This is a genomic window from Pseudomonas moorei, from assembly GCF_008801475.1.
Lineage (GTDB): Bacteria > Pseudomonadota > Gammaproteobacteria > Pseudomonadales > Pseudomonadaceae > Aquipseudomonas > Aquipseudomonas moorei.
Map to the genome: position 1 here is coordinate 56,210 of NZ_VZPP01000003.1, position 20,605 is coordinate 76,814.

The window sequence follows — 20,605 nt, forward strand, 5'->3', positions numbered from 1 at the left end:
CGGCTAGTTCATTGTCGGCCGATATCGCCGCGCCTCGGCCAAATGTTCGCGCCTGATCCACTCGGCATGCTCAAGGTCCACCCGTGTGTGCGACCTTGAGCGGTCGATGGGCTGCTTGCAACGACACTGTTAAACGCTCCACACGAATGCTGCCTGTTCATTCTGTGATGGCCTATTGAGCGGCCACCCGGTGTAATATCCAGTACCCCGTACACCGGGCTGACAACAACAAAACGAGATGACGTGGCCCTGTCGCTGCTTGTCGCAGAGCACGTCACTGATGCAGTTGAGGAGCGGTAATGATGGCGAAACTCCAGGCGGCCAGGCCCCCTGCAGGACGTTCGACGAATGAACAACGGCCGGTGAAAACCGTCGGCTTTCTGGTCATCCCCAACTTCACCACCATCGGCTTCGCCTCGGCCGTGGAAACCCTGCGCATGGCCAATCTGGCGGCGCGCCAGACGATGTTCCGCACGGTCATCATCGCCGCCAGTCTGGACCCGGTGACGGCCAGCAACGGCATGCGCATCCTGCCTGACTACACCATCGCCGATGCGCCCAGGCTCGACATGCTGTTCGTGGTCGGATCAAACCCGATCGTCTCCAATCACAGCAGCCGACCGCTCATCAACTGGTTGCGCAAACTGGCGCACGATCAGGTGCCGCTGGGCGGGATTTGCACCGGCAGCCACCTGCTGGCTCGCGCCGACTTGCTCAAAGGCTATCGCTGCACGATTCACTGGGAAGACATCGAAGCCCTGAAGGAGCGTTTCCCGGGGATCATTATTTCCAACCAGTTGTTCGAGCTCGACCGTGATCGCTACACCTGTTCCGGTGGCGTGGCGTCCATGGACATGACCCTGCAATTGATTGCCCGCGAACCGGGTGGTCGTGAAATTGCGGCCCATGCGGCCGAGTTGCTGTTGTGCGATCGGGTACGAGGGGCTCAGGAGCAACAGCGTGTTCCATTGCGGCAAAAGCTGGGCACTTCGCAGCCCAAGCTCAGCCAGATGGTGGCGATCATGGAGGCCAACCTTGAGGAGCCGGTAGGCCTGGAGGAACTGGCGCGGTTGAACGAGGTATCGGTCCGCCAACTGGAGCGTCTGTTCCACAAGCATCTGCAACGCACACCGAGTCAGTACTACCTGGAACTGCGCCTTTCACGGGCACGACAATTACTGCTTCGCAGCGAATCGCAGGTTCGTGACATTGCCCTCGCCTGCGGCTTCGTTTCCCCGGCGCACTTCTCCAAGTGCTACAGCCGTTTCTTCGGTGTATCGCCCATTGGTGAGCGTAAACAAGTCGCTGCCGCACATTAGTGCGGCAAACGATGCAATTGCTCGCGAAGCCGCGCTGCCGCTAAAGAGTGATGTGGGTGTGACTGGGCTCTTCGCGAGCAAGCTCGCTCCCGCATTTGATCTTTGTGAACATCGATTCGACATCCACTGAAGATCCCCTGTGGGAGCGAGCTGGCTGGCGATGGCGTCCAAGCGTTCACCGAGTGCAGGTCAGTCCTGCAACGCCTTATGCGCCGTTTCCCGGCTCGCCAGCATGGCAATCAAGGCCACCGCCGCTGCCGCCAGCAGGTACCAGGCCGGGGCCATTTTGTTGCCGGTCAGTTGAATCAGCCAGGTCGCGATAAACGGCGCGGTGCCACCGAACACCGCATTGGCGATGTTGAAGCTGAAGGCAAATCCGCTGAAGCGTACGCGGGTGGGGAATATCTCGGCGAGGAAGCACGGCAAGGTGCCATCATTCATGGCCAGGATCGCGCCGAACGCAATCTGGATCATCAGAATCACAATCAGCGGTTGATTCTCGAGCATCCCGAACAGCGGAAATGTCAGCAGCAGGAACAACACCGAAGCCGTCAGCAACATGGTCTTGCGCCCGAATCGGTCCGACAGCTTGCCCATCAGGAAAATCAGGCCGATGTAGGTGGCCAGCGACACCGTCGACGCCAGGAACGAATCACTCTCGGTCATGCCCATTTCGGTGGACAGGTAGGTCGGCATGTAGCTGAGCAACAGGTAGAACGCCACGGCATTCAGGCAGGTCACGCCGATCCCGATGATCACGCTGCGCCGATGCACCGTCAGCAATTCGCGAATCGGCGCCGGGGTTGCGCACTCCTTCGCCTCCAGGCGTTTCTCCATCTCCAGGAACTTGGGCGTGTCCTGCAGGCTCATGCGGATATAGCGCCCCACCAGGCCGAATGGCGCGGCCAGCAGGAAGGGTAAGCGCCAGCCCCAGCTGTGCAGGTCCTCGACACTCATCCATGAATGCAAGCCGGCCACAAACACCGCGCCGAACAGCAAGCCGGCCGCCGTACTGGCCGGGACGATGCTGGTGTACAAACCGCGTTTGCCCTCAGGGGCATATTCGGCGAGAAAGGCCGAGGCTCCGGCGTATTCACCCGACGCGGAGAAGCCCTGGAACAAGCGAATCAGCAACAACAACGCCGGTGCCCACAGGCCGATATGGTTGTAGGTCGGCAGAATGCCAATGCAGAAGGTCGAGACAGACATGATCAGGATCGACCAGGACAACGCACTGCGCCGCCCGTACCTGTCACCGAAGTGGCCCCAGACCAGTCCCCCCAGCGGGCGGACGATAAACGACAGCGCGAACACCGCGAACGTCGCCAGCAACGCGGTGGCCTTGTCGGTTTGCGGAAAGAACGTCAGGGCGATGACGGTGGCCAGATAGCCGTAGGCCGCGTAGTCGAACCATTCGACGAAATTACCCATGAAACTGGCACTGGCAGCGCGGCGCAGGGCTTTGCGCTCGGCGGTCTGTTCTAATTTCTGGGCCAGGGTCGGCGTCAGGCTTGCGCTTTGGGTGTTCATTGGCCACCTCCAATGCTGGCGGTGAGTTGATCGTAATGAGAAGTCGGGACTAAGAACATGACATATACCCTCTATTGTTGTACTTGGCAGGGTTAAGGGTCAGTAGATGCTGCGCGCTCTGGGTGCGCATGCGTTTTTTTTCGGTTTGACTCGGTCGCCGGAAAGCTGTTTAGCCGCACATCAAAATCAAACGCCGCACAGGATCACTGTGCGGCGCAAGGTCTTACTTTTTGATGATGTTGTGTTCCGGGCCATACGGGAACTTGGTGATGTTTTCCCCGCCCTCCTCGTTGACGATCAGTATGTCGTGTTCACGATAACCGCCCGCACCCGGAAGGCCTTCGGGCAGCATGATCATCGGTTCGATCGAAACCACCATCCCCGGCTCCAGAACGGTGTCGATGTCTTCGCGCAGTTCCAGTCCTGCTTCGCGGCCGTAGTAGTGGCTCAGGGTCCCGAAGGAGTGACCATAGCCGAAGGTGCGGTATTGCAGCAGATCGTGTTCCAGGAAGATCTCGTTCAACTGCAACGCGATATCGCAGCAGCGCATGCCCGGCTTGATCAGTTTGAGGCCGGCCTCGTGCACCTTGACGTTGACTTCCCACAGGCGCAGATGCTCGTCAGAGCAGTGGTCCAGGAACAAGGTGCGTTCCAGGGCCGTGTAGTAACCGGCGATCATCGGGAAACAGTTGAGGCTGAGAATGTCGCCCTTGTTGACCTTGCGCGAGGTGACCGGGTTATGCGCGCCGTCGGTGTTGATGCCGGACTGGAACCAGGTCCAGGTGTCCATCAGTTCGGAGTCCGGGAAGGTACGGGCGATTTCGCGCACCATGGCCTGAGTGGCGTGCAGGGCCACTTCGTATTCCGGAACCTGATCACGCAAGGCTTCGACGATGGCGGCACCACCGATGTCCGCTACCCGGGCACCCTGACGGATGATCGCGTGTTCCTCGGCGGACTTGATCATACGCATACGCATGCAGGGGGCGGCTACGTCCACCAGTTCGGCCTGCGGATAGCGGCTGGCGAGTTTGTCGCGATTGAGCAGGTTCAGATGGTCGAACTCAATGCCGATGCGTCCGGCCTTCGGTAAGGCCTGCTGGATCGCGACGAAGAAGTTGTCGCGCTGCCAGTCGGTATAAACGATGTTTTCCGTGCCGACGGTACGGCGCCATGGCTGACAGCCGTCGATGTTGGCGCTGATGGTCACAGCGCTGTCCTGGGTCACCACCAGCGCGTATGAGCGACCGAACGAGCAATAGAGGAAATCACTGTAGTAGTTGATGTTGTGGTAGGACGTGAAGACGGCCGCGTCGATGTTGTTCTGCGCCAGATAAGCCCGCAATTTGGCCTGGCGGTTGGCATATTCCTGGGCCGAGAACGTCGGGGTGGTTTTTTCGCCGTTCTTGATCTGGATGGTTTTCGGCATTTGCATGTCATTTATCCTTGTCATTGTTTGAGCTACAGAAGGCGCCAATCTGGCGGGCCGCTGAAGATCATTCGAACAGATGCAAAGTGTGGTTTTTTGTGCGAATCCGACCTGTAATTGGCCATACCCGCTGTTTGCGACGGCACGCCTGAAGACCACGGCGACAGAACGCAAAATGCCCCCGGCAAGCGCGATACAGGCGCTTGGCGGAGGCATTGGCAAAAGGCTTGTGTGTCAGTGGGACAACGAAGAGGCTCGCGACCGGACCGGTGCCATGCGCAAGGAGGCCGGAGCACCCTGGGCCTTTGCAGGCAGGTTCATGCCCATGTGCTCGCGAGGGTGTGCGCCGAAGTACTGCCGATAGCAACGAATGAAATGTTGCAGCGAAACGAATCCGCACGCCCCAACGACAGTCGCCAGGGTCTGTTCACCGTCGCGCAATAACTGTCGCGCCCGTTGCAGGCGCAAATCCAGGTAGTGCCTGGACGGCGAACAGCCCAGGCTGCTTTTGAACAGCCGCTCAAGGTGTCTGCGGGAAACGCCCATGGTCTCGGCCAGTTCATCGATCCCCAGCGTTCGGCACAAGTGCTCGTTCATCAATGCCAGTGTTGCCTGAAGTTTTGCCGGGGCCTCATGCATCGGCAGCAGCGGGCGGGACTGGCGTGCTGCGTATTTTTCCATTCGCAGGATCAGGCCACGACCGTGGGTCCGGCCGATCACTTCGTGCATCAACCCCTGGACGGCCTGCGGACCCACGCAGGTCAACCGTTGGCGATCGACACAAAACGGCGCGGCTACCGGAGTCAACTCGCTATAGGCCGCCGTCTTCATTGAAGGGTCTGGCTCGGGCAGGCTGCAGCGGAACCCATCCAGCGCGCCAATCTTCGCCAGCAGCCATCCGGCATTGCCCAAGGCTCCCAGGCCTATCGGTTGCGCCGCCCAGTGGCGCAGCCGAGTGCACAGGTCCGAATGATCCGGCCGAAGAGGCAAGTCATCGCCGCCACAGAGGATTAACACATCCAGCGGCAGCGCTTGATCCAGTCGCGCAGTGGCGGTTGCGATGCCGTTACTGGCATGCAACTGCTGCCCCTCCAGGCTAAGGATCTGCCACTGGCAGACACGGCGCCCCGCTATCTGATTGGCCAGCCGCAGTGGCTCCAGTGCATTGGCCAGGGCATAAAAGTCAAAGGCTTCCACCAACCAGAAACCTATCTGCAGCACTGGCGTCCGGAGCCGGTCGGATTCGGTCAATGGCAGCATTTTCCACGCTCCCGTTGGCCAAGGGCTTTGATAACCATGTCGATCTCCACGCCGCGTCAAAGGTGGCAGCAATGCACCTGATTGTCGGTGCCCGGGGGGAGCTGGGTTTGTCAGATTTCGACTCCTGAATGCTCGCCACTGCCAAGGGCAAGCCCGGGTCATGAGTGTCAATGCGTCCCGATCACTATCAGGCAAAAGCGAATTGCATTAACAACGAAACACTTGGCTCGACGCCAGAAATGGCCAGGCTCGACCTTTTGCGCCCCCCTCCCGATCAAAGCCAATCGTCACCTCTGCACGGTCGGTATTTTTTTGAACCAGAATTGCTTTGGATCACTGGTATCCAAAGCAATGCTAGCTACGCTTGCTTCATCGACCTTGAGGGAGCATCGGCATGGGCGGCGTGAAATTTTCCAGCGGTTTCGGCCTGCCAGTTGCCAGTTTGCTGGGGATTTTCGTCCTGTTGGGCGGCTGCGGCAAAGAACCGGATTCCCCGGCGCGCAAGCCTCCTGAAGTGACGGTCATGACGGTCACCGCTCGCGACACGCCAGTGACTTTTGAATTTGTCGCCCAGACCCAGAGTTCCCGCGAGGTGGAAATCCGTGCCCGCGTGGCCGGATTCCTGGACAAGCGGCTGTACACCGAAGGCGATCTGGTGAAAGCCGGGCAGACGCTGTTCCAGATGGACCGTAAACCCTTTGAAGCCGCGCTGGTGTCGGCCCAGGGTCAACTGGCCCAGCAGCAGGCCCGCTGGGAAGTGGCCAAGGCTACGCTGGCCCGGGTCAAGCCACTGGCGGCGCAGAATGCGGTCAGCAAGATGGACCTGGACAATGCCGTCGGCAACGAGCGTGAGACCCGTGCCGCCGTATTGGCCGCAGAGGGTACTGTGCGCACCGAGCAGTTGAACCTCAGCTACACCACCATCACCTCTCCCCTCACCGGACTTTCCAGCTATGCAAAGAAGCAGGAAGGCAGTTATGTGACGCCAGGCGAGTCGGGGTTGCTGACGTCGGTGTCACAGATGGACCCGATGTACGTCAACTTCAGCCTGTCGGAAAACGAAACCCTGAAGTACCGCGACGAAATCGCCGCCGGCCATCTCATTTTCCCGCCGCGCAGTGAATTTACCGTTGAAGTGGTCCTGGCGGACGGCACCTTGTTCCCCAACACGGGCAAGTTGAATTTTCTTGCGCCTGCCTACAGCCAGGGCACCGGCACCTTCCTGGTTCGCGCAGTGTTCGCCAACCCCAATGGCCAGCTCCGTCCGGGCCAGTTTGTGCGGGCGCTGGCCAAAGGCGCATCCCGGCCCAACGCCATTCTCGTGCCGCAAAAGGCCGTGCTCGAAGGTGCCAAGAGTCACTTCGTATGGGTCCTCAATGCCGAAGGCAAACCCGAGCAACGGGTGGTTGAAGTGGGCGATTGGCAAGGGGACAACTGGTTCATCAACAAGGGCCTGCGGGCTGGCGAGCGCATCGTGGTCGATGGCGCGATCAGGGTCACGCCGGGCGGGCCATTGAACATTGTCGATGCACCTGGTGCCGCGTCAACAGGCGCAGCCGAAGGACAAGCGGCAAAAGCCAATGGCGGGAAAAGCCAATGAGCATTTCCCACTATTGCATCGATCGGCCGATCTTCGCCTCGGTGATCTCCATCATCATCACCCTGGCCGGTGCAGTGGCCATGCTCAAACTGCCCGTTGCGCAGTACCCGGACATCACGCCGCCACAGATTACGGTGGCGGCGACCTACCCCGGTGCCGATGCGCAGGTCGTGGCCAATAACGTGGCCGCGCCCATCGAGCAACAGGTCAACGGCGCCGACAACATGATCTACATGAACTCGTCGAGCTCCGCGACGGGCAACATGACCCTCAACGTGTTCTTCGAAATCGGCACCGATCCGTCGCTGGCCCAGGTCGACGTGCAGAACCGGGTCAACCTGGCCTTGCCGCAACTGCCCTCCGCCGTGCAGAGCCAGGGCATCCAGGTACAGAAAAAATCGTCGGCGTTCATGATGGTGCTTGCGGTGTATTCCCCCGGCGATCGCTACGACAGCACCTACGTCGCCAACTACGCCAACCTCTATATCCTCGATGCGATCAAGCGCATTCCGGGGGCGAACCAGGCCAGTATCTTCGGTACGCCGGACTACGCCATGCGGATCTGGCTCAAGCCCGACCGCATGGCCCAGTTGGGCATCACCGCCGCCGATGTGCAGAAAGCCGTGGCCAATCAGAACCAGCAGTTCGCCGTGGGCCGGGTCGGTCAGTCGCCAACGGGGCAACCCGTGGAGCAGTCGTTTGCCGTGACCACCAAGGGACGCCTGACCGAGCCATCGGAGTTCGAGAACATCATCTTGCGCGCCAGTAACAACGGCGCTGCCATCGTTCGACTCAAGGACGTCGGGCGCGCCGAACTCGGGCAAAAGGACTATTCCCTGCGCAGCACCTATCAGGGCCGGCCGGCGACATTGATCTCCGTGTACCAGCAACCCGGCGCGAACGCCCTCGACGTTTCCGCGGCGGTGACCAAGACCCTGTCGGACATGAAGGCCACGTTTCCCGAGGGCATCGAGTACAAGATCGTGATGGACACTACGGCCTTTACCCGTGCTTCGATTTCCGAGGTGATCCACACCTTCTTCGAAGCCCTGGTGCTGGTGGTCATCGTGGTCTACATCTTCCTCCAGAGCCTGCGAGCGACGCTGATTCCGGTAATCGCGGTGCCGGTGTCGATTGTCGGCACCTTCATCGGCATGTCCGCCCTCGGATTTTCGGTGAACATGCTGACGTTGTTCGGCATGGTGCTGGCCATCGGTATCGTGGTGGACGACGCGATCGTGGTGATCGAAAACGTCGAACGCAACATGCATGTGCACAAGATGACGCCCAAGGACGCGGCAAAACGGGCGATGGATGAAGTGGCAGGCCCGGTGGTGGCTATTGTGCTGGTGCTGTGCGCGGTGTTCATTCCGGTGGCGTTCATGGGCGGTATCACCGGTCAGCTCTATAAACAGTTCGCGATCACCATCGCCATTTCCGTGGTGATTTCCGGCCTGGTCGCCCTGACCCTGTCCCCTGCCCTGGCCGCCCTGCTGCTCAAGCCGCAGCACGGTGACAAGAACGCCTTTTTCCGCTGGTTCGAACGCAATTTCGAGCGCATGACCGAGGGCTATTCACGCTCGGTGGCCTTCATGATCAAGCGCTTCGTGCTGGCGTTGCTGCTTTTTGCCGGCATGGTCGTGCTGATCCTGTTGATGGCTCAGCGTATCCCCAGCGCGTTCCTGCCACCGGAAGACCAGGGCTACTTGCTCGGCGCGGTGATCATGCCCGACGCCGCCAGCCTGGATCGCACCGGAGAAGTGGGCAAAGTAGCCAGTGATTTCTTCATGAACGACGAGGCCGTCGAAGGTGTTGCGATTGTGAACGGCTACAGCCTGCTCGACGGCCAGAACAAGAACAATGCCGGTGCATTTTTCGTCGGCTTCAAAGATTTCGAGGGGCGTTACAAAGACTCCGAAACCATCAAGGCACAAAGCGCCTCGGCGGTGATTCAGAAAGCCGCGCGGGCGTTTTCCACGGTTCAGGGCGGGATCATTTTGCCGGTCAACCCACCGTCCATTCCCGGCCTGGGTACCACCGGTGGCATGGAGGTCTGGGTGCAAAGCAAGGGCGACGGCAGTGTCGGTCAACTGGCGGAACTGGTCGCCAATCTGGTGGCGAAGGCCAAGACACGTCCTGAGCTGGGTGTCATCACCTCCACCTTCAATGTGTTTTCCCGTCAATTGATGGTCGACGTCGATCGGGAGAAAGCGGAATCCCTGGGCGTGCCGGTCGAAGATGTCTACAGCGCGATGCAGACCATGTTCGGCTCGCTCTACATCTCGCAATTCAACAAGTTCAGTCGCCTGTGGCAGGTGATTTTGCAGGCCGAACCGGAGTATCGCTTAAAGGCCGAGGACCTGCAGGAGATCTTCGTGCGCAGCAAAAACCTCGACATGGTGCCGCTCAAGGCCTTGCTGACCACCCGCTACGTCACCGGCCCCGACCTGCTGACCCGTTTCAACAACTTCCCGGCGGTCAAACTCACGGCGAACCCCGCACCGGGCTATAGCTCCGGCCAGGCACTCAAGGCCCTGGAAGAAATCAGCGCGGAAATCATGACCAATGACTATGCGCTGGCCTTGAGCGGCGAGGCATTCGAGGAGAAAAAGAGTGGCGGTGCCTCCTCCCAGGTGTTCATCTTCGGCCTGGTGATGGTGTTCCTGATCCTCGCGGCGCAGTACGAAAAGTGGTCGCTGCCCGTGGGTGTGCTGCTGGCCGTCCCCTTTGCCTTGTTCGGTGCCCTGCTCGCCGTCCTGCTTCGGGGCTTGAGCAACGACGTCTACTTCCAGATCGGCTTGACCATGCTGGTGGCCCTGGCCGCCAAGAACGCCATCCTTATTTTCGAGTTTGCGGTACTGAACCGGGAAACCGGCATGTCGGCCTACGACGCCGCCATGACCGCCGCAAAAGAACGTCTGCGCCCTATCGTGATGACGTCCCTGGCGTTCATCCTCGGCTGCGTTCCGCTGGCCATCGCCGTCGGTGCCTCGGAGAACAGCCGCCACTCCATTGGTACCGGGGTGATTGGCGGCATGCTGGCGGCGACGGTGATCGCGATCTTCTTCATCCCCATGTTCTATTACCTGATAGAGCGAATGTTCGGGGAAAAGGACAACGCCCAAAAGGCTGCCAAGCCGCCGGCACTGACGCAGGCTCCGACGATTCCCGACGGCGCGGCACAAAACCGACATGAGGGGGATTGAGATGCGTAAGCCTCCTTTCCCACTGTTGTTGTGCCTGGGCCTGGCGGGTTGCATGGTAGGGCCTGACTACCAGCACCCGAATATCGACACCCCCGCGGCCTACCGTTACGCGGACAAAGAAGCAAAGAATCTGTCGAACACGCTGTGGTGGGAGCAGTTCCAGGACCCTGTCCTCAATGACCTGATCCGCACGGCGCTGCTCGAAAACAAGGACATCAAGATTGCTGCCGCGCGGGTCGAAGAGTTCCAGGGCCGTTACGGCCAGACCCGCTCCCTGTTGTTCCCGCAAGTCGGGCTGGGTGCCCAGGGGCAGCGGTCCCGTTCGCAGCGAGACACCGGTCCGGTACCGCTGGATCCATCGGTGGATCCGGTGTTCAACAACTACCAGGCCATTCTCAGCGTGAACTGGGAACTGGATATCTGGGGCCGTTTGCGCCGCCTGGACGAATCCGCCCGTGCCGATTTGCTGGCCTCGGAAGAAGGCCGTCGAAGCGTGATATTGAGTCTGGTCGCCTCGGTAGCGTCGAGTTACGTGACCCTGCGCGATCTCGACCGGGAGCTGGAAATCGCCCGCACGACCGCCAAGGCGCGCGGTGAATCCTATGAAATATTCAAACTGCGCTACGGTGCCGGCACCATTTCCGAAATGGAACTGGCGCAGAACCAATCCGAATTCGAGCGCACCCAGGCGTCGGTTGCGCAATTCGAACCCTTGGTCGCGCAACAGGAAAACGCCCTGGCCGTGCTGCTTGGGCGCAACCCGGGGCCGATCATCCGCGGCCGTGACCTAGCCCAACTGAATCTGCCAACGGTGCCGGCCGGCTTACCGTCGGATTTGCTCGAGCGGCGACCTGATTTGCGTCAGGCCGAGCTGAATCTGATCTCGGCCAATGCCCAGATCGGCGCCGCCAAGGCCCAGTACTTCCCGACAATCTCCTTGACCGGACTGTTGGGCTCCGCCAGCACCCAACTGTCGAACCTGTTCACCGGGCCCGCTTCCACCTGGTCCTATGGTGTGGCGGCGAGCATGCCGATCTTCACGGCCGGCGGTATCGCCGGGCAGGTGCAACAAGCCGAAGCCTTCCAGAAACAAGCGCTGCTGACTTACCAGCAGGCGATTCAATCGGCGTTCAGGGACGTGGAAAATGCCTTGGTCGCGTCGAGTAAATCCAGAGAACAGATGGATTACCAGGCCAGGCAGGTCGAGGCACTGAGCACTTACGCCCATTACGCACGGTTGCGCTACGACAACGGTTACACCAGCTACATCGAGGTGCTGGACGCCGAGCGCAGCCTGTTCGACGCCGAATTGAATTACACCCGCACCCGTGGCTCGGTGTTCACCAACATGATCGATCTGTACAAAGCGACTGGCGGTGGTTGGGTAAGCGAGGCTGACAAGCTGACGGTCGTCGGCAAGGACAAACCTGGCCAGTAGTCGCCGGGTTGCCCCTTCACCGCTTATTCGTAATCCTCGTCCAGCCCCGGCTTTCGTTCTTGCGGATGGTTATTGAGGTAGCCGCTCACGGCAGAGCCCACCGTCGGATAGAACGCCGATTCGCCGAACCGCGGCATAAGCCCGAATCGCTTGAGCTTGTCCTTGACCGGGTCCTTCATTTCCGCCACGCACAATTTGATGCCGGCCTCGTGCAAGGTTTCGTGCAGCTCGGCGAGCATGTCGGCGGAGGTCACGTCGACGCTGGTCACCGGCTCCGCTGCCACGACCAGCCAGCGCACGGGCGTGGGGGACGCGGCCACGGCGTCCAGCACCCGGTCACTGAACAGTTCGGCGTTGGCGAAAAACAACGGTGCGTCCCAGCGGAACAACACCAGTCCGGGCAGCATGCGCGCGTTGGGGTAACGTTTGATGTCGTGAAAGCCGTGCACGCCATCGGCACGCCCCAGAATGGCGGAGTACGGGCGCCAGGCATCCCACAGGAACTCAATGACCGCAATGACGATCGCCAGCCCGATGCCCTCGATCGCGCCAAACACGGCCACGCCTATCGTGCAGACGATGGAGAGCCAGAACTCCCAACGCTGGATACGATAGATTCGCAGCAGGTCAGTGACTTCGATCAGGCCGATCGCCGACGCGATCACGACAGCGGCCAAGGCACTGGTCGGCAGGTTGTGCAGCAGGTCCGGCGCTACCATCAGCAGCACGGCGACCGCCAGTGCACCGACGACGCCGGCCAGTTGGGTCCTGGCCCCCGCCGCTTCGGCCACCGGTGTGCGCGATGAACTGCTGCTGATCGGGAAGCCTTGAAACAACCCACCCGCCAGATTGGCGACGCCGAGCCCTACCATCTCCTGGTTCGGATCGACATAGGAACGGGTGCGTGCCGCATACACCCGGGAAAGCACACTGGTGTCGGCGAACGACACGAGGGCGACGGCACAACCGCCAATGATCACCGGAACGATATCCTCAGTGGTGATCCACGGGATGGCGAACGCCGGCAGGCCTTGTGGCAGTGAACCGAGGATCGCTACGTTATGCGACGCCAGGTCCAGCACTCCCACGGCCACCGTGGCGCCTGCCACCGCGATCAAAATCCCCGGCACACGTTTTTTGTCCTTGAGCAGCAGGATCACCACCAGGGTCGCCGCGCCGATGGCGAACGTGACCCAATTGGTCTTGCCATCGACCACCGCCATTGCAATGGCCCACAGATTTCTCAGGGGGCCTTCGCTGTTGATCGAGAAGCCGAAAAACTTCGGTAACTGGCTGATCAATACCGTCAACGCGATCCCGTTCATGTAGCCATAGCGGATCGGTTTGGACAGCAGTTCCGTGACGAAGCCCAGGCGCGCGATACCGGCCAGGATACACACCGTCCCCGAGACGATCGCCATCATGCCCGCCAGGGCGATCGCGCGCTGCGGGTCGCCGCCGGACAATGGCAGGACCACCGCAAGTATCACCGCCGCCAGCGAAGAATCAGGCCCCAGTACCAGAATCCGGCTGGGCCCGAACAACGCATAGGCGAGTAGCGGCACGATGGTCGCATAGAGGCCGTAGATACCGGGGACACCTGAGGCCACCGCATAAGCGATGCCGACCGGCACCAGCATGGTGGTGAGTACCAGGCCGGCGACGATATCGTGCTGCAGCCAGGCAGCCTTGTAGCTGCGCAGCATCCGCAGGCCCGGCAGCCAGCGGCTCCAGCCGGGTTGGTCGGCGCCTGTTTCCCTGCGCGCAATCCGCCCCGGCCCGGGTGGCGTCGTATCCGATTGACTCATGGGACTTCAGCCCTCTGGCGATGGCGCAGGTTCGCGTGGACGTACCGGTCAGAATTTTTCCGGGATCTGCCGGAACGGATAATCCGGCTTGCGATAGCCGCCAGGCTTCTGCCGTTTGGGCAAGGTCACCTTCTTGCGCGGGATCTCTTTGTACGGTATCCGGCTGAGCAGGTCGGTGATGATGTTGAGGCGGGCCCGGCGCTTGTCGTTCGAGTTCGCGACCAGCCAAGGCGCATGCTCGGTGTCGGTGGCTTTGAACATCGCATCTCGTGCCCGTGAATAGTCGTACCAGTGGCCATAGGACTTGAGGTCCATCGGTGACAGTTTCCAGATTTTGCGCCCGTCCTTGATCCGCGCCTCGAGTCGACGGGTCTGCTCCTGCGGGCTGACCTCCAGCCAGTACTTGAGCAGGATAACCCCGGAGTTGACGATGGCGCGTTCTACGAGGGGGGCCGTTAGCAGGAATTTTTCCGCCTGTTCTTCACTGCAGAATCCCATCACCCGCTCAACGCCCGCGCGGTTGTACCAACTGCGATCGAAGATCACCACTTCACCAGCCGCCGGCAGGTGCGGCAGGTAGCGCTGCACATACATCTGGCTCTTTTCACGGTCGGTCGGGGCTGGCAGGGCCACCACCCGAAAGACCCGCGGGTTGACGCGCTCGGTCAGTGCCTTGATCGTCCCGCCCTTGCCGGCACCGTCGCGCCCCTCGAAGACAATACAGACCTTGATGCCCTTTACCCTGACCCACTCCTGCAGCTTGACCAGCTCGACATGCAGCAGGCGCAATTGCGCCAGATACGCTTTGTTTGTCAGCTTCGCGCCTTCAGCGGAAGCACTTTTTGAGCTGCCTTTTTTATCCTTTGCCATGTTCAAGACCTCACGATTTTCAGTCACTGACTTACAAAAGTTCACCCCGGCAGTGGCGCTGGAGGGAATTGGAAATGCCTGGATGCTTATCCGCCGAGCGCAATGATTGCGCTGATCAGCAAGGCACCGGTGATTGTCAGCGCAATCGCCCCCTGCCATGGTCTGGCGCCTGCGTAACGCGCCAGAATCCAGCCCCCCGCGAAGAGCACGGCCAGTCCGACGAGGTTGGACACGCGCACCGCAAGTCTTGTCTGTTCGAGTAACAGAAACGGGATCACCAGCGGAAATGTCGAGAGCACCACCAGCAGGAACACACCGAGTGCCCCCTTGAAGTCATTCAGGCCAAGTCGCGGCGGCGCGGGCATGGTGGCGGTTTCGGCCAGGCGTCGACGCAACAATTCCAGGCCGTCGGCACCGGCCGCTGTCGCCAGGCGTGGTGGTAACGCATTGGCAATGAGCGACTGCCCGGTAGCCGCATCCACCCCGCTGCACACCTTTTTCAATAGCGTGCGGTTGCGGGTATGTTCAATCAGTGTTCGCAGCAGATACATCACCGCGTCCGCGAGTCCCCAGGCCAGGTTGCAGCCGAGCGCGGCGATCATCATCACGCGTTCGGCCTCCTGATCTGCGGTGACCACGCTGATCGTTCCAGTGAAAGTCATCGCCATGAGCAAGCCGAAGATCACCTCCGTGACACGCTCGACGGGATCGAGCACACGCGAGGGCTTATGTTCTGCGGTGCTTTGCATGCTTCCAACCTTGGCAGGTTTCTCGCCTTTGGATGCCCTGTGATTCAGGTTCGCGGGCCTGCGCTGGCGCCGGTCTTGCGACAGTCCGATTCCAGCCCCCTGTGAGTGTAGTTTGAATCGATATTGCTGCCGCATTGGTGCGAGCAAACCCGGTCGGTTTTTTTGCTCGGGCTACACTCCCCCGGGGACAGCGCCCTGGCTTGGCGTTATCCGCCATGGCCGATTTGAAGAATCAGGATCAAACCTGACATCCACCATTCGCCTTGAGCCTCACTGGCGCGGCATTCATGGCCGCACCTTGCACCATCACGGAGTCTCTATGTTTGTCAGTCTGATCATCATCCTCACCTCCTCCCTGGTCGTCATTTCCCTGTTCTATCGCCTGCGATTGCCACCGGTGCTGGGTTATCTCTTTGTGGGCCTGATCGTCGGCCCCAGGGCGTTTGGCTGGGTGGATGAAAGTGAAGCGCTGCCGCTTCTCGCCGAACTGGGCGTGGTGTTTTTGCTGTTTTCGCTCGGGCTGGAATTTTCCCTGTCGAAAATGATTGCCCTGCGCCAGGTTGTCTTTGGCCTGGGCAGCCTGCAAGTCCTGGTGTCGGGGGCGGTACTGGGCGCGTTACTGATGCTGGCAGGCGTGGCGACGACGCCAGCGTTGTTACTGGGTGGCGGGCTGGCACTGTCTTCCACCGCCATTGTCAGCAAGGAGTTGACCAGCCTCGGCGAGATTTTCAGCAGCCACGGCCAGAATGCCATCGGCGTTCTGTTGTTCCAGGACGTGGTCGCGGTGTTGTTGCTGACCCTGGTGCCGGTCTTCGCCGGTAACAGCGATCAAGCCTGGTATTGGGCGCTGCCATTGACCCTGGGTAAAACCGTGTTGTTGTTTATCGGGCTGTCCCTGGCCAGTCGCTGGGTATTGCCGCGCCTGTTCCATGAGGTCGCGGCGGCACGCTCGGCTGAGCTGTTCGTCTTGCTGGCCCTGGTCATCGTCCTGCTGACGGCCGGGCTGACCCACCTGATCGGGCTCTCCCCTGCCCTGGGCGCATTTCTCGCCGGCATGTTGCTGGGGGAAAGCCACTACCGGCACCAGATCGAGGCCGATCTGCGGCCGTTCCGCGACATACTGCTCGGCGTGTTTTTCATAAGCATCGGCATGCTGATCGACTTGCGCCTGTTCGCCAGTCACGGCCTGCTGATCCTCGGGCTGACGCTGGCGCTGTTGCTGATCAAGGGCAGCGTGGTCGCGCTTCTGGTCAAATGGCGCGTCAGCGACGGGGAAACCGCGTGGCGCAGCGGCCTGGCCCTGGCCCAGGGCGGCGAGTTCTGCTTTGCATTGATGGCGCAGATGCAGCAAAACGACCTGATGCCTGCCAACCTCGGCAGCCTGTTGCTGGCGGCGACCTTCTGCTCAATGGTGGTCACCCCGTCGTTACTGCGCGCCGCCCCCTGGATTGCCACACATCTGCACCGCAAGCCCAATGAAGAAGCGAAGCTGGAGGAAATCAGCGCGCTCAACGCCGGCGTACAGGGCCATGTGGTGATTTGTGGTTACGGTCGTGTGGGGCAATCGATCGGGCGAATAATGCGCAAGGCGCAACAGCCCTACATCGCACTGGACAATGACCCGGTCCGGGTACGTGAAGCGGCCGTCGCTGAAAGCGACGTGCATTACGGCGATTCCCATCGTGGCGAACTGCTGGTCGCCGTTGGCCTGGAGCGCGCCAGCCTGGTGGTCATCGCCGTGGACAAAACCGAGGTTGCCCTGCAGGTGCTGAAGGAGGCGCGTCGCATCAATCCGGACGTGCCGATCCTGGTGCGTACGCGCGACGACAGCCAGTGTCCCGAGTTGAAGGCGGCCGGCGCCAGCGAAGTGGTGCCCGAGTTACTCGAGTCCAGCCTGATGCTGGCGTCGCATGCCCTGATCATGTTGGGATTCCCCGAGCGTCAGGTCCTCGACCGCATCGCCCAGGTACGGCACGACCGCTATCGCCTGCTACACGGGGTTTATCCCGGCGCCGAAGACGGGGAACTTTGAAGATTCAGCGCCTCACAGCGACAAAAAGCCGTTGTACAACCCATATCCCGCCAGGCCGGCAGCGGTGATGACACAGGCAAAAATGCCCTTCTCGAAATGGGTGAACAAAGGCTCTCCCTGCTCGTGCTTGGCCTTGGCGAACAAGATCACCCCAGGCGCATACAGCAACGCCGATAGCAGCAGGTATTTCACGCCCCCGGCATACAGCAGCCACACCGCATAACTCAGCGCAATGCCGCCGATCAACAGATCCTTGGTGCGCTCCGCCGAGGCATGTTCATAGGTTTCGCCGCGCCCGCTCAACAGCACCGCATAGGCCGCCGACCACAGGTACGGCACCAGGATCATCGACGACGCGAGGTAGATCAGGCTGGTGTAGGTCCCTGCGGAAAACAGCGTGATCAGCAAGAAAATCTGGATCATTGAATTGGTCAGCCACAACGCGTTGACCGGCACGTGGTTGGCGTTCTCCCGGGTCAGGAACGCCGGCATGGTCTTGTCCTTTGCGGTGGCGAAAAGGATCTCGGCGCACAGCAATGCCCACGACAACAAGGCCCCGAGCAACGAAATCGCCAGGCCGACGCTGATCAACAAGGCTCCCCAGGGGCCGACGATGCGCTCCAGCACCGCCGCCAGCGACGGGTTCTGCAACGTCGCCAGTTCCGGCTGGCTCATGATCCCGAGCGACAGCACGTTCACCAACACCAGCAAGGCCAGCACGCTGAGGAAGCCAATGACCGTCGCGCGCCCGACATCGGTGCGTTTCTCCGCCCTGGCCGAATAGATGCTGGCGCCTTCAATGCCGATGAACACGAACACGGTGACCAGCATCATGTTGCGCACCTGGTCCATCACGCCGCCAAAGTCCGGATTGCTCTGCCCCCAGATGTCCCGGGTGAAGATCTCGGCCTTGAAGGCCACTGCGGCAATCACGATAAACATGATCAGCGGAACGATCTTGGCCACAGTGGTCAACTGATTGATGAATGCGGCCTCCTTGATCCCGCGCAATACCAGAAAGTGCACTGCCCAAAGCAATACCGAGGCGCAGCCAATAGCGATCGGTGTATTACCCTGGCCAAATACCGGAAAGAAATAACCGAGGGTACTGAACAACAACACGAAATAGCCGACGTTGCCCAGCCAGGCACTGATCCAGTAACCCCAGGCCGAGGAAAACCCCATGTAGTCGCCGAACCCGGCCTTGGCGTAGGCATACACCCCGGAATTGAGCTCCGGTTTGCGATTGGCCAGGGTCTGGAACACGAAGGCCAGGGTCAGCATGCCCACGGCGGTAATCGCCCAGCCGATCAGCACCGCACCGGCATCGGCGCGCTCTGCCATGTTCTGAGGCAGTGAAAAGATGCCACCACCAATCATCGAGCCCACCACCAGGGCGATCAATGCACTCAGTCGAAGCTTTTGCGTGGGTTGCGACATTCCTGGGTCTCCATTTATTTCCCGATGCGGCCGGGTTTTATCACAGCCATGAAACCGTCACTTGCCTGGCATTAACTAAATGGCTTCAGCGCAATGACGTTTATTAAATAACGCCGAACAAGGAGCCTGTTAGTTATAGCCGATCAGAATATCGGTGCCGTGCTAAGAACACTTGGGTTGAACGAAACCGTTAATTCATAGCGTTACTGAAATCGGGTGTCAAAAATTTGCAGAAACACAGAAACGAACTAGCGTAAAAACTCGAAGCAATACGCAGTATTGCCGTTTGTTCTTTCCGAGGCCTCTGGATAAGGCGTTTCCGGAGAAGTAGCCATGTTCCAGGATCGAATATAAGTCGTTCAAATCACAATGGAATGTGCCCATGTACTGATCTAAATCAGATGATTGAATTGCTAACAGAACTAATCTGTTGTCTCTCTTCTCCTGCATTGGAGTCATGCAATGTCTGAATCCCCCGGAAAACTGAAACTTGGCGCACTGGTGGCCTTGGTCGTCGGTTCGATGATTGGCGGCGGAATATTTTCCCTGCCACAAAACATGGCTGTCAGTGCAGACGTCGGCGCCATTCTGATCGGTTGGGCAATTACTGCCGTGGGCATGCTGACCCTGGCCTTCGTCTTCCAGACGCTGGCCAACCGCAAGCCTGACCTGGACGGTGGTGTTTACGCTTACGCCAAAGCCGGTTTTGGCGACTACATGGGTTTCTCTTCCGCCTGGGGATACTGGATCAGTGCCTGGCTGGGCAACGTCGGTTATTTCGTTCTGCTGTTCAGCACCCTCGGTTATTTCTTCCCGATCTTCGGCGAAGGCAATACGGTGGCCGCCGTGATCGGTGCGTCAGTGCTGCTGTGGGGCGTGCATTTCCTCGTGTTGCAGGGGATCAAGGAAGCGGCATTCATCAACCTGGTCACCACAATCGCCAAGGTCGTGCCGCTGTTGCTGTTCATGTTGATCACCTTGTTCGCCTTCAAACTGGACATCTTTACCGCTGACATCTGGGGCCTGAAAAACCCGGACTTGGGCAGCGTGATGAACCAGGTGCGCAAAATGATGCTGGTCACCGTGTGGGTGTTCATTGGCATCGAAGGCGCGAGCATCTTCTCGGCGCGGGCGGAAAAACGCACCGACGTGGGTAAAGCCACCGTGATCGGGTTCATTACCGTGCTGCTGTTCCTGGTGTTGGTGAACGTACTGTCGCTGGGCGTCATGACCCAACCGGAACTGGCCAAGCTGCAGAACCCGTCGATGGCCGCCGTGCTGGAGCATGTGGTGGGTCATTGGGGCGCGGTGCTGATCAGCGTCGGTCTGGTCATCTCGCTGCTCGGGGCATTGCTGTCATGGGTGCTGCTGTGCGCGGAGATCATGTTTGCCGCAGCCAAGGACCACACCATGCCGGCGTTCCTGCGCAAGGAAAACAGCAAGAATGTACCGGTCAACGCCCTGTGGCTGACCAACGCCATGGTGCAGCTGTTCCTGATCATCACCCTGTTCTCGGCCAGTACTTACCTGTCGCTGATCTACCTGGCGACCTCAATGATTCTGGTGCCTTACCTGTGGTCGGCAGCTTATGCGTTTTTGCTGGCGGTACGCGGTGAGACTTATGAAAGCGCCGCGCCCGAACGCCAGAAAGACCTGTTCATAGGTGCTATCGCCCTGGTCTACGCGATCTGGCTGATCTATGCCGGCGGCGTCAAGTACCTGCTGCTGTCCGCCCTGCTCTATGCGCCCGGCGTCATTCTGTTCGCCAAGGCCAAGATGGAAATCGACAAACCTGTTTTCACCAACGTCGAGAAGCTGATTTTCGTGGCCGTCGTCGTGGGCGCCCTGGTGGCGGCCTATGGGCTGTATGACGGCTTCCTGACTCTGTAACCCCCTGATTAATTGTCATCTGGAGGATCACTGT

General features: G+C 60.0%; 14 protein-coding genes and 1 pseudogene. 7 read left to right on the plus strand and 8 right to left on the minus strand.

Annotation, left to right across the window (positions count from 1 at the left end):
• Window positions 1–3 precede the first annotated feature (3 nt).
• A pseudogene (locus tag F7R06_RS31015) lies at window positions 4–139 on the minus strand (magnesium chelatase subunit ChlI family protein); the annotation flags it as partial.
• Window positions 140–302: 163 nt separating this feature from the next.
• On the opposite strand from F7R06_RS31015, the gene F7R06_RS05690 reads away from it, so the two are divergent.
• Complete coding sequence (locus F7R06_RS05690; protein WP_090327303.1) at window positions 303–1,319, plus strand: GlxA family transcriptional regulator; 1,017 nt, start codon at window positions 303–305, stop codon at window positions 1,317–1,319.
• A 189-nt stretch (window positions 1,320–1,508) separates the two neighbouring features.
• Here F7R06_RS05690 and F7R06_RS05695 read toward each other — a convergent pair whose 3' ends face one another.
• The 3 genes from F7R06_RS05695 to F7R06_RS05705 form a co-directional block, all read right to left on the minus strand.
• Window positions 1,509–2,849: an MFS transporter gene (locus F7R06_RS05695; protein WP_090321655.1), complete on the minus strand. Its 1,341-nt coding sequence runs from the start codon at window positions 2,847–2,849 to the stop codon at window positions 1,509–1,511.
• Window positions 2,850–3,072: 223 nt separating this feature from the next.
• Entirely contained in the window at window positions 3,073–4,284 is a 1,212-nt protein-coding gene (locus tag F7R06_RS05700; RefSeq protein WP_090321652.1) for a M24 family metallopeptidase, read from the minus strand.
• 228 nt (window positions 4,285–4,512) lie between these two features.
• Window positions 4,513–5,538, minus strand: coding sequence for a GlxA family transcriptional regulator (locus F7R06_RS05705; RefSeq protein WP_090321650.1), 1,026 nt, complete (start codon window positions 5,536–5,538; stop codon window positions 4,513–4,515).
• Window positions 5,539–5,708: 170 nt separating this feature from the next.
• Here F7R06_RS05705 and F7R06_RS05710 point away from each other — a divergent pair, with 170 nt between their 5' ends.
• Genes F7R06_RS05710 through F7R06_RS05725 form a run of 4 tightly spaced genes read left to right on the plus strand, consistent with a single transcriptional unit; the run spans window position 5,709 to window position 11,782 of the window.
• Window positions 5,709–5,945: a hypothetical protein gene (locus F7R06_RS05710; protein ID WP_139204782.1), complete on the plus strand. Its 237-nt coding sequence runs from the start codon at window positions 5,709–5,711 to the stop codon at window positions 5,943–5,945.
• Window positions 5,933–7,138 (plus strand): efflux RND transporter periplasmic adaptor subunit, encoded by a 1,206-nt coding sequence (locus F7R06_RS05715; protein WP_245706683.1) that lies wholly within the window; start codon window positions 5,933–5,935, stop codon window positions 7,136–7,138. Before F7R06_RS05710 ends, F7R06_RS05715 begins: the two co-directional genes overlap by 13 nt.
• The gene (locus F7R06_RS05720; protein WP_090321647.1) at window positions 7,135–10,344 is read left to right on the plus strand and encodes an efflux RND transporter permease subunit; all 3,210 of its coding nucleotides are present in this window, start codon (window positions 7,135–7,137) and stop codon (window positions 10,342–10,344) included. Before F7R06_RS05715 ends, F7R06_RS05720 begins: the two co-directional genes overlap by 4 nt.
• A 1-nt stretch (window position 10,345) precedes the next feature.
• Window positions 10,346–11,782 (plus strand): efflux transporter outer membrane subunit, encoded by a 1,437-nt coding sequence (locus tag F7R06_RS05725; RefSeq protein ID WP_090321644.1) that lies wholly within the window; start codon window positions 10,346–10,348, stop codon window positions 11,780–11,782.
• Between the two features lie 23 nt (window positions 11,783–11,805).
• Here F7R06_RS05725 and F7R06_RS05730 read toward each other — a convergent pair whose 3' ends face one another.
• From F7R06_RS05730 to F7R06_RS05740, 3 genes are all read right to left on the minus strand, one after another.
• Complete coding sequence (locus F7R06_RS05730) at window positions 11,806–13,590, minus strand: SulP family inorganic anion transporter (protein ID WP_090321642.1); 1,785 nt, start codon at window positions 13,588–13,590, stop codon at window positions 11,806–11,808.
• Window positions 13,591–13,638: 48 nt separating this feature from the next.
• Complete coding sequence (gene ppk2, locus F7R06_RS05735; RefSeq protein WP_090321639.1) at window positions 13,639–14,460, minus strand: polyphosphate kinase 2; 822 nt, start codon at window positions 14,458–14,460, stop codon at window positions 13,639–13,641.
• A gap of 86 nt (window positions 14,461–14,546) precedes the next feature.
• Entirely contained in the window at window positions 14,547–15,209 is a 663-nt protein-coding gene (locus tag F7R06_RS05740) for a VIT1/CCC1 transporter family protein (protein WP_090321636.1), read from the minus strand.
• A 319-nt stretch (window positions 15,210–15,528) separates the two neighbouring features.
• Between F7R06_RS05740 and F7R06_RS05745 the strand changes: the two genes are divergently transcribed.
• Window positions 15,529–17,241: a cation:proton antiporter gene (locus F7R06_RS05745; RefSeq protein ID WP_090321633.1), complete on the plus strand. Its 1,713-nt coding sequence runs from the start codon at window positions 15,529–15,531 to the stop codon at window positions 17,239–17,241.
• A 12-nt stretch (window positions 17,242–17,253) separates the two neighbouring features.
• Here F7R06_RS05745 and arcD (F7R06_RS05750) read toward each other — a convergent pair whose 3' ends face one another.
• A complete protein-coding gene (gene arcD / locus F7R06_RS05750) occupies window positions 17,254–18,681 on the minus strand; it encodes an arginine-ornithine antiporter (protein WP_090321630.1) in 1,428 nt (475 codons plus the stop codon).
• 462 nt (window positions 18,682–19,143) lie between these two features.
• Between arcD (F7R06_RS05750) and arcD (F7R06_RS05755) the strand changes: the two genes are divergently transcribed.
• On the plus strand, window positions 19,144–20,571 hold the full coding sequence (gene arcD, locus F7R06_RS05755) for an arginine-ornithine antiporter (protein ID WP_090321627.1): 1,428 nt from the start codon (window positions 19,144–19,146) through the stop codon (window positions 20,569–20,571).
• The last annotated feature ends 34 nt before the right edge of the window (window positions 20,572–20,605 follow it).